General features: G+C 64.0%; 14 protein-coding genes. 10 read left to right on the top strand and 4 right to left on the bottom strand.

The window, feature by feature from the left end:
* The first annotated feature begins 323 nt into the window (after window positions 1–323).
* The 7 genes from AABA86_RS19685 (at window position 324) to AABA86_RS19655 (ending at window position 6,991) form a co-directional block, all read left to right on the top strand.
* Window positions 324–1,457: an alpha-hydroxy acid oxidase gene (locus tag AABA86_RS19685; protein ID WP_212250932.1), complete on the top strand. Its 1,134-nt coding sequence runs from the start codon at window positions 324–326 to the stop codon at window positions 1,455–1,457.
* A gap of 13 nt (window positions 1,458–1,470) precedes the next feature.
* Complete coding sequence (locus AABA86_RS19680) at window positions 1,471–2,094, top strand: HAD-IA family hydrolase (RefSeq protein ID WP_212250931.1); 624 nt, start codon at window positions 1,471–1,473, stop codon at window positions 2,092–2,094.
* Window positions 2,095–2,262: 168 nt separating this feature from the next.
* Entirely contained in the window at window positions 2,263–2,469 is a 207-nt protein-coding gene (locus AABA86_RS19675) for a hypothetical protein (protein WP_212250929.1), read from the top strand.
* A gap of 228 nt (window positions 2,470–2,697) precedes the next feature.
* Complete coding sequence (locus AABA86_RS19670) at window positions 2,698–3,909, top strand: molybdopterin molybdotransferase MoeA (protein WP_338307990.1); 1,212 nt, start codon at window positions 2,698–2,700, stop codon at window positions 3,907–3,909.
* A gap of 176 nt (window positions 3,910–4,085) precedes the next feature.
* On the top strand, window positions 4,086–4,787 hold the full coding sequence (gene lexA, locus AABA86_RS19665; RefSeq protein WP_091965799.1) for a transcriptional repressor LexA: 702 nt from the start codon (window positions 4,086–4,088) through the stop codon (window positions 4,785–4,787).
* A 605-nt stretch (window positions 4,788–5,392) separates the two neighbouring features.
* A complete protein-coding gene (locus AABA86_RS19660; RefSeq protein WP_338307989.1) occupies window positions 5,393–5,827 on the top strand; it encodes a hypothetical protein in 435 nt (144 codons plus the stop codon).
* A gap of 222 nt (window positions 5,828–6,049) precedes the next feature.
* Window positions 6,050–6,991 (top strand): GAF domain-containing protein, encoded by a 942-nt coding sequence (locus AABA86_RS19655; RefSeq protein ID WP_338307987.1) that lies wholly within the window; start codon window positions 6,050–6,052, stop codon window positions 6,989–6,991.
* A 9-nt stretch (window positions 6,992–7,000) separates the two neighbouring features.
* Here the strand turns inward: AABA86_RS19655 and AABA86_RS19650 are convergent, their stop codons facing one another.
* Window positions 7,001–9,277 carry a ComEC/Rec2 family competence protein gene (locus AABA86_RS19650; protein WP_338307986.1) on the bottom strand — a complete coding sequence of 759 codons (2,277 nt, stop codon included), beginning with the start codon at window positions 9,275–9,277 and terminating at the stop codon, window positions 7,001–7,003.
* Between the two features lie 96 nt (window positions 9,278–9,373).
* A complete protein-coding gene (locus tag AABA86_RS19645; protein WP_212250921.1) occupies window positions 9,374–9,607 on the bottom strand; it encodes a DUF2171 domain-containing protein in 234 nt (77 codons plus the stop codon).
* 86 nt (window positions 9,608–9,693) lie between these two features.
* On the opposite strand from AABA86_RS19645, the gene AABA86_RS19640 reads away from it, so the two are divergent.
* A complete protein-coding gene (locus AABA86_RS19640; protein ID WP_338307985.1) occupies window positions 9,694–10,455 on the top strand; it encodes a hypothetical protein in 762 nt (253 codons plus the stop codon).
* On the opposite strand, the gene AABA86_RS19635 is transcribed toward AABA86_RS19640, so the two are convergent.
* Window positions 10,418–10,804, bottom strand: coding sequence for a nuclear transport factor 2 family protein (locus AABA86_RS19635; protein WP_212250919.1), 387 nt, complete (start codon window positions 10,802–10,804; stop codon window positions 10,418–10,420). The two genes, AABA86_RS19640 and AABA86_RS19635, sit on opposite strands and share 38 nt — an antisense overlap.
* A 7-nt stretch (window positions 10,805–10,811) precedes the next feature.
* Window positions 10,812–12,488 (bottom strand): glutamine--tRNA ligase/YqeY domain fusion protein, encoded by a 1,677-nt coding sequence (locus tag AABA86_RS19630; RefSeq protein WP_338307984.1) that lies wholly within the window; start codon window positions 12,486–12,488, stop codon window positions 10,812–10,814.
* Between the two features lie 165 nt (window positions 12,489–12,653).
* Between AABA86_RS19630 and gltX the strand changes: the two genes are divergently transcribed.
* Together gltX and gltA are read left to right on the top strand one after the other, a co-directional pair.
* Window positions 12,654–14,093 carry a glutamate--tRNA ligase gene (gene gltX, locus AABA86_RS19625; protein ID WP_338307982.1) on the top strand — a complete coding sequence of 480 codons (1,440 nt, stop codon included), beginning with the start codon at window positions 12,654–12,656 and terminating at the stop codon, window positions 14,091–14,093.
* A 146-nt stretch (window positions 14,094–14,239) separates the two neighbouring features.
* A complete protein-coding gene (gene gltA, locus AABA86_RS19620) occupies window positions 14,240–15,544 on the top strand; it encodes a citrate synthase (protein ID WP_038971464.1) in 1,305 nt (434 codons plus the stop codon).
* Window positions 15,545–15,664 lie beyond the last annotated feature (120 nt).

The following is a 15,664-nucleotide window of genomic DNA, read 5'->3' as shown; positions in this document are numbered from 1 at the left end:
CTGGCCTTTTTTGCTTGGCGGTTCGCTTGAGCTTGCTTGAGCTCGTCTCTCGAGACTTTGGGAAGCGCCATGCAATTGGCGATCCAGTCCGTTTCTCACAATACCATTCTGGTTTCTTCAAGGCCGGGATGCACCGCCGGCCGGTACACCGCAAAAATCGCTTCGTTCGGGCCTAAACTTTTGGCAACGTTGCAGGACTGGCCCGTCCCAAGGGGGAATCGGTGCGCCGGTCCAGCCTCGCAGCCATGCCATTTTAGGATGGTTTTGGAGCGCTGGACGGGCTAGGCGATGACACAAGGCTTCAAATTCTCGGGAGGATAACAATGAACGAGGCACCCCGCATCCGGCCGGAACGGAACGTCGAGCTTGGCGCCAGCAACGAGCAGTTCCAGAACCTGCACGAATTCATCCGGAAAGCGCGAGCCAACCTCAACCAGAACGCCTGGGACTACATCGTCGGCGCCGCCGAGACCGAAACCACGATGCGCCGCAACCGCATGGCGCTGGACGAGATCGCCTTCCGCCCGCGGGTGCTACGCGACGTCCGCAAGGTCGACGGCTCGGTCCAGCAGTTCGGCCGCAGGATGCGCCTGCCGGTGGTGCTCGCCCCGGTCGGCGCACTCGAGATCTTCGATCCGGATGGCGCGGCGAGCGTCGCGCGCGCTGCCGGCACCTTCGGTGCGGCGCACATGCTGAGCTCGGTGTCCGAGCCCGGCCTGGAGCAGACTGCGGAAGCCGCGCCCGATGCGCTCCGGCTCTATCAGCTCTATGTCCGCGGCGACGACGCCTTTGTGGCCGATGTCGTCAGCCGGGCCGAGAAGAGCGCCTATGCCGGCTTCTGCCTGACCGTCGACACCGCCCATTACAGCCGTCGTGAACGTGACATCGCCAAGCGCTACGTCCGCGAGAGCCGCCTGCGTGCCACCGGCGGCGATTTCCAGAAGGGCCTGGAGTGGCGGACCGTGAAGATGATCAAGGACAAGTTCCGGATTCCGCTGATCCTGAAGGGCATCGCCACCGCCGAGGACGCCCAGATCGCGGTCGATCACGGTGTCGAATGGATCTACGTCTCCAACCATGGCGGCCGCCAGCTCGACCATGGCCGCGGCGCCATGCATGTGTTGCCCGAGATCGTCGAGGCCGTGAAGGGCCGCGCCAAGATCATGGTCGACGGCGGCATCTGTCGCGGCACCGACATCGTCAAGGCGATCGCGGCGGGCGCGGACATGGTCGGCATCGGCCGGCTGCAATGCTGGGCGCTGGCGGCGGCTGGCGAGGCCGGCGTCGCGCGGATGCTGGAGCTGCTGGAGGACGAGGTACTGCGCTGCCTCGGCCTTTTGGGCGCCACGTCATTCGCCGAGGTCGACAGATCCTGCCTGCATCCGGCGACCGCCACCAACGCACCGAGCGTGTTCAGTGCATTCCCGCTGTTCGACCACGATCCGTATCGATATTGATGAAAAGGACGCAATGACTTCGCTCACTCCCGGCAGCGCGGATGCGCTGCTGTTCGATCTCGGGCGCGTGGTGCTCGACATCGACTTCTCCAAGGCGATCGCCTGCTGGGCGGACCATGCCGGCTGCCAGCCCGAATCCATCGTCGCGCGCTATGTGCGTGACGAGGCCTACCGTCTGCACGAGGTCGGCAAGATCAGCGACGAGGATTATTTCGCCTCGCTGCGTGCATCGCTCGGCATCGGCATTTCGGACGCGCAGTTCCTGGAAGGCTGGAACGCGATCTTCGCCGGCGAGATGCCTGACATCGCCGAGCTGCTGCCGCGTGCGGCGAAGCAGATGCCGCTCTACGCCTTCTCCAACACCAACCGGCCGCATGTCGACTATTTCTCGAAGGAATATGGCGAACTGCTCGGCCATTTTCGCGCGCTGTATCTGTCGTCCAGCATCGGCCTGCGCAAACCGGACGCGGAAGCCTTCGACCACGTCGTCACCGCGATCGGCGTGCCCGCGGAGCGTATCGTGTTCTTCGACGATCTCGCCGAGAACATCGAAGGCGCGCGGGCATGCGGACTGACGGCAGTGCATGTGACGTCGCCACGCGACGTCGGAAACGCCTTGAAGGCATTGGGCATCTGACGATTTCCGCTGAGCGGGAGGCGCCAACGGAGGGCAAGTCTTCCGGAACCAATTTTGCCCGAAATAGGAACCAGAACGCTTTGTGCATTTTTGTACGGAGTTCCGGGAACGGAATGGCCCCTTCCGGACTCTTGAGTCCGCTGGGACTTCTACAACGGACTTATCGACGTGCTGGGCAAAACCTATCTCACCAAGCAAGCCTCTCTCCTGTTAGAGTTCGCGAGAACCACCTCGGATTCTGACCTTTCCGCCAAGCTGATCAGCAAGGCCGCCGACCTGAAATCCCAGGCCGATCCGCTGCCCGACAGGGATCAAGGCCCGAAGGCTCCCGACGTCGCGCTGGACGACGGGCCGGACCGGCCGACCGGGAGTTGAGCGATGCTGGCGGTGGCGCTCGTCATTCTCGTCCTCGCCATGGCCACCCTCCTGCCCATCTGTCTCGTTCTCTGGATCATGCCACACCAGGCCTGAATCTGCCTTCCATACTGGGCTGGGAAGCGGCAGGATAAATCGCGCCCGCTCCGCAATTTTGCCTCTGCCCCCGCGCTCGGCTAGAAGACTGTCGGAACATTTCGTCCGAACGTGCCGAGCAGGAGTTTCGCCGTGGCCTTGATGCCGGTTTCCGACGCCCTTGCTGCGGTGCTGGCGGGTGCAGAGCCGCTGCCTGCAGAGATGGTTTCGCTCGACGAAGCCTACCATCGCGTGCTCGCCCATGACGTCGCTGCGCGGCGCACCCAACCGCCCCAGGCGATGTCGGCGATGGACGGCTATGCCGTGCGCGCGGCCGACGCGGCGACCATCGATTCCAGGCTGACGATGATCGGTGAGGTCGCAGCGGGCCGTCCGTTCACGGGAAGGGTCGGCGCCGGCGAAGCCGTGCGGATCTTCACTGGCGGTGTCGTTCCCGACGGCGCGGATGCAGTCGTGATCCAGGAGGACACGATCGCCGAAGGCAAGCAAATAACGATCAAGGAAGCCGCGATCGTGGGTCGCCACATCCGCCCCGCCGGCGTCGATTTCCGCGAGGGTGACGTCCTCCTGCGCAAGGGAACCCGTCTGACAGAGCGCGATCTCGCCCTCGCCGCCGGCATGAATCACCCGCATCTCGCCGTTTGCCGCCGCCCGAGGGTCGCGATCCTTGCCACTGGCGACGAACTGGTGATGCCGGGCACCACACCCGGGCACGGCCAGATCGTCTATTCCAACGGCTACGCCCTGCACGCGCTCGCCCGCAGCGAGGGCGCCGAGACCATCGACCTCGGTGTTGCCGCCGATACGCTGGAGGCCACCACCGCCGGCATCCGCCGCGCGCGCGAAAGCGGCGCCGACATCCTGATCACGACCGGGGGCGCATCGGTCGGCGACCACGATCTGGTCCAGCAGGCGCTCAAGGACGAAGGCATCGCGATGGCGTTCTGGAAGATCGCGATGCGGCCCGGCAAGCCGATGATGCACGGACGGCTAGGGGCGATGGGCGTCATCGGCCTGCCCGGCAATCCCGTATCGTCCTACGTGTGCGCCTTCCTGTTCATGGTGCCGCTGATTCGGGCACTGTCGGGCCGTTCGGTTGTTCATCATCTTCGCGAGCGCGCCGTACTGGGCCGCGATCTCGGCGCCAACGACCAGCGCGAGGATTATCTGCGCGCGCGCCTGGAGCTGCGCGACGACGGCACCCTCGTCGCCCTTCCCGTCAGCCATCAAGACTCCTCTCTGCTTGCGAATCTTGCTGCAGCACAGGTACTTCTCGTGCGCGCACCGTTTGCGCCGAAGGCCGAGGCCGGCAGCCCCTGCGAGATGCTAAGGCTCCCCGTCTGAACTGCGCGGCCACACGCATTCCGTGAGTTTCGTTCTGTTCACGGTAAATTAAGCAGTTGCGGAACACATATCGAACATATAGTGTCCGTTCATGATTTGTTTCGAGCATGCAGTGGCTTATCGCTGAATTCATCGTCTCGGAATCGAACGACATCAACCGGGGGACTTTGGTCGAGATGTTAACGCGCAAACAATACGAGCTTCTGCGGTTCATCAGCGAACGCTTGAAGGAAAGCGGCGTGCCGCCGTCCTTCGACGAGATGAAGGATGCGCTCGACCTGCGCTCGAAATCAGGCATCCATCGCCTGATCACCGCGCTCGAGGAGCGCGGCTTCATCCGCCGCCTGCCCAACCGCGCCCGGGCCATCGAAGTGATCAAGCTACCCGAGCTCCAGGCTGCCGCCGGCAACCGACGCGGCTTCACGCCAAGCGTCATCGAAGGCAATCTCGGCAAGGTACGCGCGAGCTCCAGCCCGTCCGCAGACGAGGGCGAGCGGCCCGTTGCGGTGCCGGTGATGGGCCGCATCGCGGCCGGCACCCCGATCGAGGCATTGCAGACCCGCAGCCACACCATCAGCGTGCCGCCCGACATGCTCGGCTCCGGCGAACATTACGCGCTCGAAGTGCGCGGCGATTCCATGGTCGAGGCCGGCATCCTCGACGGCGACATGGCGCTGATCCAGCGCAACGAGAGCGCCGATACCGGCGACATCGTTGTGGCGCTGATCGACGACGAGGAAGCCACGCTCAAGCGCTTCCGTCGCCGCGGCGCCTCGATCGCGCTGGAGCCCGCCAATGCCGCTTACGAGGTGCGCATCCTGCCGCCGAACCGCGTGAAGATTCAGGGCAAGCTGATCGGGCTTTACCGCAAGTACTGATACCGGAAGTACTGATACCGGAAGTACTCGGCGCCTCGCGCGCGCCTTCGATCGGCCTCGCCGATCAGAGATTGGAGCGGATGATGGTCCGCTCCGGCTGGATAGTCTTTCTGGTTCTGCACAGATTATCCGGCCCCCTCCTTTCGCGACATCCTCGGCAGGCCGCTGCGAAGCAACATCGCTTCGCGGCCTTTCGAGTTCGAGGGGGGACAGCCCAATGCGCCAGATCGTTTGAGCGCAGCCGCAGCAACGCTGATGGCTCCTCAGCATCGCAAGCCGTTGTCGCGCAATCGCATCGCCATGTCGGCCAAGACACGGCCGCGAGCGCGCGACGACCGCAATGCAGTCGCGTAGCCATCGCAGCCGAGTTGGCGATACAGGCGGGTCTCTCGCCGGTCGTTTGATGCGCGCCTCCCAAATGCACGGAGGCCGGCTTTGTTCCTATCGAATTCGGAAAAGATGGAAAAGATAATGTGATCGGGGCTCGCGGATCCCAGCCGCAGATTTGCCTACAACGAAGCAGAGCGTTGCGTGTTTCAACTCTGACAGAGGCCTGCGCCTCCAAAAGAGGTGCGGGTCGCTATCTCTGCAATGAGGAGCACCCGATGTGTGACTATAGCCTGCATGCCGTCGCGACGCGCCCCGCAGAAGTCGGCGAGACGATCGTCACGACAACATTCCGCGGCACCTCGACGCGCGGCTTCGCCTCCGAAGCCGATCTCTCGGTCGCGGTCTGCCTGCTGCCGGGAACGGAGCTCGCCTTCGCCGACAACGTCCGTTACGACAACCGCTGGATCTGGACGCGCACCGTCAACTCCCGCGTCGGCAAGTTCGGCAAGATCGATCCGCACATTCCCGATCGCCATCATGATGCGATCGAATTCCCGGACGGCAAATCCGTGCTGGTGACGCAGCTCGTCGAGGGCCAGCGCGCAACCGTGCTGCAACTGCCGGTGACCCTGCCGATCGGCGAGCGCGAGCACAGGCCGCAGATCATCGCCGACAGTCGCCCGACGGTCACGCGACTGCCGATCGGCTGACGCCCTCCGGCCCGGCGGGTCCGGGGCCAGGATTGAAATGCCGTCGCCGGCCGATGCCGGCGAGCCCGGTGGGTTTTTGTTTCACGAAATTCGATCGGTGAGCGCCGCCGCCGCCGCACCTCGTCGCCGCACGAAGTTTGGGCCGTCCTGCCTGAATTTTGAACCTCCGCTCCGCAGCCAAATGACCGATGCTGTCGTGGTTTGAGGCGGCGGACACGCTCGATGAAAACCTTCATTCGCGTCGTTGAACTCTGGGTGCCTGACCGGACGCGCATGCGGCTGGAATTCGGCGGTGGCCTCTACGACGAAGGGCTGTCCGCGTTCAAGGCCGTCAGCGAAGAGCTGCACTTCGGATATGACGAGGGGCTTCCAGGCAAGGCCTGGGCCTCCGGCCATCCCGTCATCCTCACGAAATTCGCCAACTCCTATTTCAAGCGGACCGAGCAGGCCGTCGCGGCCGGCCTCACCTGCGGCGTGGCGGTGCCGGTGTTTGCAGGCGAATTCCTGCAAGCCGTGATGGTGCTGTTCTGCGGCGACGACGAGGCGCATGTCGGCGCGATCGAACTCTGGCACAACGATCCTGATCTCTCCCACGAGATGGGCCTCGTCGACGGCTATTACGGCGCAGCGGACATGTTCGAATTCAACTCCCGCCACACCAGGTTTCCTCGCGGCTTCGGCCTGCCCGGACGCACCTGGAAGGCGGGCCTGCCGCTGATCATCAAGGACCTGCACGACGCCAAGAGCTTCCTGCGCTGGGAGGACGCCGCCAAGGTCGGGATCAATCTGGGGGTCGGCGTGCCCTACCGAACCGGCACCGACCAAACCTGGGTTCTGACATTCCTCTCCGCGCAGGCAACGCCGATTGCGCGACGCTTCGAGATCTGGGTTCCGAACGAGGCACGTTCCGCGCTGGTCTTTCGCGCCGGCGATTGCAGCGCGCACACCGACCTTGCCGCGCTCTATGCGACCAAACTCATCGCCCGAGGCGAAGGCAGCATCGGCGGCGCCTGGGCCACTGGCATGCCGGCGCTCAACGACGATCTCACCCATGACGGCTCGATCGCCGGATCCGAGGCCTGCGCAGCCGGGCTGAACCGGATGGTGGCCCTGCCGGTCATCGGCAACGCAAGGCTCGAAGCCGTGCTGGCCTGGTATCTGTAATCGACCGCGTCAATCGTCGGCCTGCAAGTCGGTCTCCGATGGCGTTGCGTCGCGGTTGCGGGGAGCCGCCTTCGGCGCAAGGCTGCCGTCGAAATCACCTTCGCCGGCACCGGCCGGTAACCACGGACGGTTGGTGCCCCTCGCCCTCACCGCCTGAACCGAAAAGCCGTCGCCACGCTGCGTCAGGGCCAGCGCGCCCTGGCGAACGAGCCGCTGCCGATCCACTACCATCGCCGCACAATCGGGCGGCACGGGCCTTGACGTCACCACCAGCGCGGCCCGGCTGCAATCGTCCGCCAACGCGTCGATGCGCGAGGCCAGCGCGACCAGCCGTCCGTCCGCGAGCGGCGTCACGCAGCCCGACTCGTCGCACGATATGCCGCTCGCCAGCGCGCTACTGCCGGCATCGCGCGGATCGGCGTCGGCAGCCAACCACTCCTTGAGCAGGAAATTGTCCTTGCCCGCCCTGATCAGATGCAAACGCCCGTCCCCGCCCCGCACCGCGACGCTCGCGCCATCCCCGGCAATCAGGATATCGGGCTGCCGCACCGACAGCCCCCAGCCGATGGAAACCAGCAGCACCATGGCACCGCACCAGCGCAACGGCGTGCGCAACAGGCCCATCACGATGATCCCCAGGCTCGCTGCGATCAGCGGCGCGATGCCGAACGCCGGGATACGGCCGACCGCACCCGGCAATGCCGCCACCCAGCGCGAGACCGCGACCATCCAGTCGATCCCGATCCCCATCAGCCACCAGAACACGCCGTCGACCCCGAACGGCGCCGCGAGCAGGCCCAGCAGCCCCGCCGGCATCACCAGCGCCGAGACCACCGGCATCGCGCCGAGATTGGCGAGCACGCCGTAGGGCGTGACGCGGTGGAAGTGGAAGGCGGCGTAGGGCGTGGTCGCAAGCCCCGCGATCAACGAGGCCAGGAACAGCATCGCGATCTCGCGGCCGCCCCACATCGCGACGCGCGCGGTCGCCGAATGATCGGGTGAGGCAAACAGGTTCGGCATGCCGATCTGTACCAGTGCGACGAGACCCAGCGTCGCGGCAAAGGACATCTGGAAACTCGGATGCACAAGCGCTTCCGGCGCGACCGCGAGCACGATCAGCGCCGCCACCGCGAGCGTACGGAAGGTGATGGCGCGGCGATCGACCATCACGGCGATCAGCACCACCGCCGTCATGAAGAACGAACGTTGCGTCGCGACCTCTGCGCCAGACAAGAGCAGATAGAACGCAGCCGCCACCAGCGCTGCGGCCGCCGACCATTTCTTGACGGCAAAGCCGGCCGCCAGCCCCGGGATCAAGGCCAGCAGTGCGCGCACCGCGAAGAAGACGACTCCGGCGACGACCGCCATGTGATAGCCGGAGATCGACAACACATGGCCGAGCCCCGAGATGAACATCGCGTCATTGACGGGCGTCGTAATCGCATCGCGCCGCCCGGTGAGCAGCGCTGTGGCGATCGCACGGTTGTCACCTTCGAGCGTGGCGCGGATGCGGGCGTCGATCGCATCGCGCAGGCCTTGCATGAAGGCCGCATAGCGCAGCCGCAGGCCGCCGGCATCGGGCGGGATTGAAGCCGTGATCGTGCCCATCACGAAGCCGGAGGCGCCGATGCCCTGAAAGAACATGTCGCGCGAAAAATCGTAGCTGCCGGGGCGCACCGGCGAGAGCGGCGGCATCAGCCGGGCCTTGAGTTGCACAAAGCTGCCGACCTCGGGCGCGGTGCCCTTGCGCACCGACAGGCGGACGCGCTCAAGCTTGACCTCGCTGCGCTGCGCTTCCATCGCCGTGACGCGCAGCACGAAACGATCGGTGCGCTCGCGGATGTCGCGGGCCTCGACGAAACCCGACAGCGACACCGAATAGAGCGGTTTTGCCAGCACGGGGTGGGCGATGCGCGCTGTCTTCCAGGTCGCCACGGCAAAGCCGGCCGCGACCGCCGCGATCATGATCGCCGGCGCAAACAGCCGGCTCCGCCGCAACAGGATCGCGCCAAACGTGAGCGCGATCGCCGTCGCGGCAACGACCCACAGCACCGGCTCATGATCGGCGGCAAAATAGAGTGCGATGCCACCGCCAAAGGCGACAGGCACCCACGGCAACAGTCGCCCGGCGCCGGCCTCGGCGCGGGCCCATTCACGCAGCGTCTCGACGATTGCCGGCCAGGCTCCAAAGCCCGCGGAGACGAAGCCCCCGGCTGGCGCAGCGCGGCCAACCGGCCACGTCCCGGCTATCCCCTGGGACCGTGCTGGCCGGCCCGGCTCCGCCATATCCCTGCACCCTACGCGACGCGATTGCCGCCAAGGCTACCGGAACGTGCGGCCGCGCGAATAGCGGCACAAATCGAGAACGAAGGGAGCCTCCCCCTACTTTTCCTCTTCCATGGTCACAGCGACATCCGCCTTGGCCGACAGCCGAACCTTGTTTCCCTCGACACCGGCGACGAGCCCCTTGTCGATGAAATGATGATGGCCCTTGTGGCTGCCCTCGCCGCTGTCCTTCTTGGTCAGCTTGATGCGGTTGCCCTCGACCTTGTCGACGGTGCCCACATGGACGCCGTCGGCGCCGATGACTTCCATATGCTCTGCGATGTCTTGCATGGTGAACTCCTTCAATGGAGCTTCCACAACGCGGGAGACGATCTTTCGTTCATAAGCGGCAGCTCGGCCTAATTCCAGTTGCATGCTTGACGCAGGATGCACTTCATGCGCAACTAAAAATTGCAACAAAGGTCCGCGCATTTCCCCTCCATCTTGATCCTCATGACCATATGACGAAGCGTTACATTTTTCTCAGTCTCATTCTTTCATTTGTGAGTGTTACGATCGCGCGTGCTGACACACAGACCGAAGAGAGACTCTCGGATAGACTGAAGAGGGCTCAAGAGCGAACTCCAGGCACTTCTCTCGTCTTCATGCACGCACGCCTGATCGAAGAGAGTTCACGCGTGCCGATGTGTCAGGACATCTGGGTCACGGTGGTTTCCGACAAGGGCGAAAGTAATACGTTCGAGGTCGAGAAAACGCCGAGGCTGTTCGGTCGTATTCTTAGCGGCGCGTCATATGGAGCGGTCGCTGTGCTGGCCCCCGGGACATACACCTTGCAAAAAGTGGGTTGCACACAGCCAAGCGCCGGTATCGAACTCAAGGGGGATTTTGCCCGATTTCGGATTGGAAGCAACGAGATCGTCAATATCGGGTCCTTCTTCATCGACTATAACTTCGTCCCGACACCACTCTTTGGAAGGCGCACATTTAATGCCCGGACCAAAGTGGAGCCCTTGAGTAACGAGGCCAGGACCAACCTCGCGGAACGCCTGCACGTTACTTTTCCAAAGGCCATAACGCGGTATATGATACCGAATCCGGCTACATCCGGAAACAACGCCGCCCCCTCTACCGGACAGCCTGCTAGATCAGCGGCGCCTTCGCCGAAGCGTGGTGATTGACGATCTTCCAGTCGCCATCCTCAGGGATGATCACCCAGCTCATCTTAACGACGAGATCGGGGCGTTCGCCGGCGAGGTCGAAGGTGATGGTCGCACCCATGTTGATGAGATCAGGACCGGCCTGTGCTGCTTTGACCTCGGAAAACGTCGCGTTCGGCTTGCGCCAGCGCGGCAGGCCGTTGAAGTAATCGACAACGCCGCCCCTGCCCCGATAGAGCTTTGGGTTCGAGCCGAAGAAGAAAGCGTTCTTCGAATAAAGCCCGGACAGCGCAGCCGCGTCGAGCGTCGCGAAGCCGGCGCACCATTTCGCGATGATGGCGGAAACGATGGCGTCGGCTTCCCCGCTCATATGCGCATCACCCTTTCGCGACTTCCTTCGCGAATGTATCCCGCAGGCCGATGGTGCGTGAGAACACCGGCTTGCCCGGTTTCGAGTCCTTGTCACGGACGAAATAGCCCTGGCGCTCGAACTGCATCGGCTCGGTCGCATTGCTCTCCGCCACCGACGCTTCGATACGGGCGTCGGGCAGGATCTCCAACGAATTCGGATTGAGATCGGCCGCGAAGTTCGACGCGTCCGGGCTCGGATTTGAGAACAGCTGGTTGTAGATGCGGATCTCCGCCGGCACCGACGTCGCGGCCGGCAGCCAGTGCATGGTCGCCTTGACCTTGCGGCCGTCGGGCGCGTTGCCGCCCTTGGTCGCGGGGTCGTAGGTGCAGCGCAGCTCCACCACCTCGCCCTTGTCGTTCTTGATCACGCCGGTGCACTTGACGAAATAGGCGTAGCGCAGCCGCACCTCGTTGCCCGGCGACAGGCGGAAGAACTTCTTGGGCGGGGTCTCCATGAAGTCGTCCTGCTCGATATAGAGCTCGCGGCCGAACGTGATTTTTCGCGTGCCGGCGCTGGGATCGTCGGGATGATTGATCGCCTCGAGCTCCTCGGTCTGCCCTTCCGGATAGTTCTCGATCACGACCTTGAGCGGCTTCAGCACGCCCATGCGGCGCTGCGAGGTGCGGTTCAGCTCCTCGCGAATGCAGAACTCCAGCATGCCGACGTCGACCACGCTGTTGGCCTTGGCGACGCCGATGCGCTTGACGAATTCGCGCAAGGCCGCCGGCGGCACGCCGCGGCGGCGCATCCCCGCCATGGTCGGCATCCGCGGATCGTCCCAGCCTGCGACGTGGCCGTCGCGGACGAGCTGGGTCAGCACGCGCTTCGACAGCAGCGTATAGGTCAGGTTGAGCCGCGCGAATTCGTACTGGTGCGGCTGTGACGGCACCGGCAGCTTCTCGATGAACCAGTCGTAGAGCGGCCGGTGGTCCTCGAACTCCAGCGTGCAGATCGAATGTGTGATGCCTTCGATCGCGTCCGACTGGCCGTGGGCGTAATCGTAGCTCGGATAGATGTGCCACTTGGTGCCGGTGCGCGGATGGTGCGCATGCAGGATGCGGTACAGCACGGGGTCGCGCAGATTGATGTTGCCCGCGGCCATATCGATCTTGGCCCGCAGCACCCGCGTGCCGTTCGGGAATTCACCGGCCTTCATCCGGCGGAACAGGTCGAGGTTTTCGTCCACACCGCGGTCGCGGAACGGCGAGTTCTTGCCGGGCTCGGTCAGCGTGCCGCGCGAGAGGCGGATCTCCTCCTGGGTCTGGTCGTCGACATAGGCGAGCCCGTCGCGGATCAGCTGCTCCGCCCATTCGTACAGGCGGTCGAAATAGTCGGAGGCAAAGAACAGGTTCTTGCCCCAGTCGAAGCCGAGCCAGCGCACGTCGGCCTGGATGGAATCGATATATTCCTGCTCTTCCTTGACCGGATTGGTGTCGTCGAAACGCAGATGGCAGCGGCCCGGAAACTCCTGGGCGATGCCGAAATTGAGCGCGATCGACTTGGCATGGCCGATATGCAGATAGCCGTTCGGCTCCGGCGGGAACCGGGTCACGATCTCCCTGTATTTGCCCTGGTCGAGGTCGGCCTGGACGATGTCACGAATGAAATCGCGCCCAACCTCAGCTGCCACCGGTTCTGTCATTACGAAAATCCTGTCGGGAAATCAGCGGTTCTTCTGCCAAATTCGGGAGGCTGAGCCAAGAGCTTAAGCAGGCCTCAGCGAGACCTGGCAGGTCCGCCGACGGGCTTTGTTTATGTCCCGTTCCTGCTATACACCACCGCCTCCAAAGCATAGGCCCTGCCAAGAATGACCAATTCCGTCGTCACGCGCTTCGCTCCCTCGCCGACCGGCTTCCTCCATATCGGGGGCGCCCGCACAGCGCTGTTCAACTGGCTGTACGCGAAGAAGCACGGCGGCAAGATGCTGCTCCGGATCGAGGACACCGACCGGGAGCGTTCCACGGAGGCGGCGATCGGTGCCATCCTCGACGGTCTGAAATGGCTGGAGCTCGGCTGGGACGGCGAGGTCATCTACCAGTTCAGCCGCGCCGCCCGTCACCGCGAGGTCGCCGAGCAGCTGCTGGCCGACGGCAAGGCCTATCGCTGCTACGCGACCGCCGAGGAGCTGACCGCCATGCGCGAGAAGGCGCGCGCGGAAGGGCGCACCCGCCTCTATGACGGGATGTGGCGCGACCGCGATCCCGCGACAGCCCCATCCGACGTCAAGCCGACCATTCGCCTGCGCGCGCCGCAGACCGGCGAGACCGTGATCGAGGATCAGGTCCAGGGCCGCGTGGTCTGGCAGAACGAGAACCTCGACGACCTCGTGCTTTTGCGCGGCGATGGCAACCCGACCTACATGCTCGCGGTGGTGGTCGACGATCACGACATGGGCGTCACCCATGTGATCCGCGGCGACGATCATCTGATCAACGCCGCGCGCCAGAAGCAGATCTACGATGCGATGGGATGGGCTCTGCCGAGCATGTCCCACATCCCCCTGATCCACGGCCCGGACGGCTCGAAGCTGTCCAAGCGCCACGGTGCGCTCGGCGTCGATGCCTACCGCGCCATGGGATATCTGCCGGCCGCGCTACGCAATTACCTCGTCCGGCTCGGCTGGAGCCATGGCGACCAGGAGATCTTCTCGACCGAGGAAATGATCGCGGCGTTCGATCTCGCCAGCGTCGGCCGCGCCGCCGCCCGCTTCGATTTCGCCAAGCTGGAGAACCTCAACGGCCACTACATCCGCCACGCCGACGATCAATCACTCGTGAAGATGTTCGAGGACGTGCTCGACCATCTCGTGCCCGCACGCGACGAGCTTAAGGCCAAGTTAAACGACACCACGCGCGCGCAGCTTCTCAAGGCCATGCCGGCCCTGAAGGAGCGCGCCAAGACGCTGATCGAGCTGATCGACAGCGCCTATTTCATCTTCGCCGACCGGCCGCTGGAGCTCGATCCCAAGGCGCAAGCGCTGTTGACGCAAGAGAACCGCAAGCTGATCGGCCAGCTTCATTCCGCGCTGGAGAAAGTCGAGACGTGGAGCGGCGCCACCACCGAAGCCGCGCTACGCGCTTTTGCCGAGGAAAATAGTCTCAAGCTCGGCGCGGTCGCCCAACCCTTGCGGGCCGCGCTGACCGGGCGGACGACGTCGCCTGGTATATTTGAGGTTTTGGACGTCCTGGGACGCCAGGAAAGCCTCGGCCGGCTTAAGGATCAGTCCAAGGACCAGACTAAGACGTAAGTCGAGCATGCGTGCGGTGATCTTGCAGCGCACACAGCAATAATATACCCATCTCCCCCGTACCTTCTGGAACATCCGGCCTGCCCCATCATCTCGCAAGGGGGCCTCCGGCTCCGGCCCGCTTCACATTTCATCGGGGACCTACGATGGACGCAAAACCGAGCAATAAGACCGCTACGCTGACGGTCGGAAACAAGAACTACGATCTCCCGATCCACAGCGGCAGCGTCGGGCCTGATGTCGTCGATATCGGCAAGCTCTACGGCCAGTCCGGCCTGTTCACCTACGATCCCGGCTTCACCTCCACCGCGAGCTGCCAGTCGAAGATCACCTATATCGACGGCGACGCGGGCGTGCTGGAATACCGCGGCTACCCGATCGAGCAGCTCGCCGAGAACGGCGACTTCCTCGAGACCTGCTATCTCCTGCTGTTCGGGGATCTGCCGACCGCCGCGCAGAAGAAGGATTTCGACGACCGCGTGACCCATCACACGATGGTGCACGAGCAGATGGCCCGCTTCTTCCAGGGCTTCCGCCGCGACGCGCATCCGATGGCGATCATGGTAGCCGCGGTCGGCGCGCTCGCCGCGTTTTATCACGACTCCACCGACATCAACGATCCGAAGCAGCGCATGATCGCTTCCATGCGCATGATCGCCAAGATCCCGACGCTGGCGGCGATGGCCTACAAGTACACGGTCGGCCAGCCCTTCGTGTACCCGAAGAACTCGCTCAAGTTCGCCGAGAACTTCCTGCACATGTGCTTCGCCGTGCCGTGCGAGGACTACAAGATCAACCCGGTGCTGGCTGATGCACTGGACAAGATCTTCATCCTGCATGCCGACCACGAGCAGAACGCCTCGACCTCGACGGTGCGCATCGCCGGCTCGTCCGGCGCCAACCCGTTCGCCTGCATCGCCGCCGGCATCGCCTGCCTGTGGGGTCCGGCGCATGGCGGCGCCAACGAAGCCGCCCTCGCGATGCTCGCCGAGATCGGCTCCGTGGACAAGATTCCGGAATTCATCGCCAAGGTGAAGGACAAGAACTCAGAAGTCCGCCTGATGGGCTTTGGTCATCGCGTCTACAAGAACTACGATCCGCGCGCCAAGATCATGCAGAAGATGTGTCACGCCGTGCTCAAGGAGACCGGCCATGGCGACGATCCGATGCTGAAGGTGGCGCTCGAGCTCGAGAAGATCGCGCTCAGCGACCAGTACTTCATCGACCGCAAGCTCTACCCGAACGTCGACTTCTATTCGGGCATCACGCTGAAGGCGATGGGCTTCCCGGTCTCGATGTTCACCGTGCTGTTCGCGGTCGCCCGCACCGTCGGCTGGATCAGCCAGTGGAGCGAGATGATCGAGGACCCGCAGCAGAAGATCGGCCGTCCGCGCCAGCTCTACACCGGCGTCACCCGCCGCGACTACGTCGCGATCAAGGATCGCAAGTAAGATCCAAGCCGATACGGCTTTCGAAACGGCGCCATCGCAAGATGGCGCCGTTTTTGTTTGAGCCTTGTAGGGTGGACAAAGCGCAGCGTGCCCACCGTCTCTCCGCGACCGACCAAGACA

The sequence above is a fragment of the Bradyrhizobium sp. TM233 genome (assembly GCF_036247965.1).
Classification (GTDB): domain Bacteria; phylum Pseudomonadota; class Alphaproteobacteria; order Rhizobiales; family Xanthobacteraceae; genus Bradyrhizobium; species Bradyrhizobium ottawaense.
Note: the sequence above shows the minus strand (reverse complement) of the source record. Positions and strands in the feature narration are given on the sequence as shown.

Coding starts and splice junctions, on each gene's coding strand:
- lexA (WP_091965799.1), top strand. CDS start 4,086: ATGTTAACGCGCAAACAATACGAGCTTCTGCGGTTCATCAGCGAACGC.
- AABA86_RS19660 (WP_338307989.1), top strand. CDS start 5,393: ATGTGTGACTATAGCCTGCATGCCGTCGCGACGCGCCCCGCAGAAGTC.
- gltA (WP_038971464.1), top strand. CDS start 14,240: ATGGACGCAAAACCGAGCAATAAGACCGCTACGCTGACGGTCGGAAAC.
- AABA86_RS19645 (WP_212250921.1), bottom strand. CDS start 9,607: ATGCAAGACATCGCAGAGCATATGGAAGTCATCGGCGCCGACGGCGTC.
- AABA86_RS19655 (WP_338307987.1), top strand. CDS start 6,050: ATGAAAACCTTCATTCGCGTCGTTGAACTCTGGGTGCCTGACCGGACG.
- AABA86_RS19630 (WP_338307984.1), bottom strand. CDS start 12,488: ATGACAGAACCGGTGGCAGCTGAGGTTGGGCGCGATTTCATTCGTGAC.
- AABA86_RS19635 (WP_212250919.1), bottom strand. CDS start 10,804: ATGAGCGGGGAAGCCGACGCCATCGTTTCCGCCATCATCGCGAAATGG.
- AABA86_RS19680 (WP_212250931.1), top strand. CDS start 1,471: ATGACTTCGCTCACTCCCGGCAGCGCGGATGCGCTGCTGTTCGATCTC.
- gltX (WP_338307982.1), top strand. CDS start 12,654: ATGACCAATTCCGTCGTCACGCGCTTCGCTCCCTCGCCGACCGGCTTC.
- AABA86_RS19685 (WP_212250932.1), top strand. CDS start 324: ATGAACGAGGCACCCCGCATCCGGCCGGAACGGAACGTCGAGCTTGGC.
- AABA86_RS19650 (WP_338307986.1), bottom strand. CDS start 9,277: ATGGCGGAGCCGGGCCGGCCAGCACGGTCCCAGGGGATAGCCGGGACG.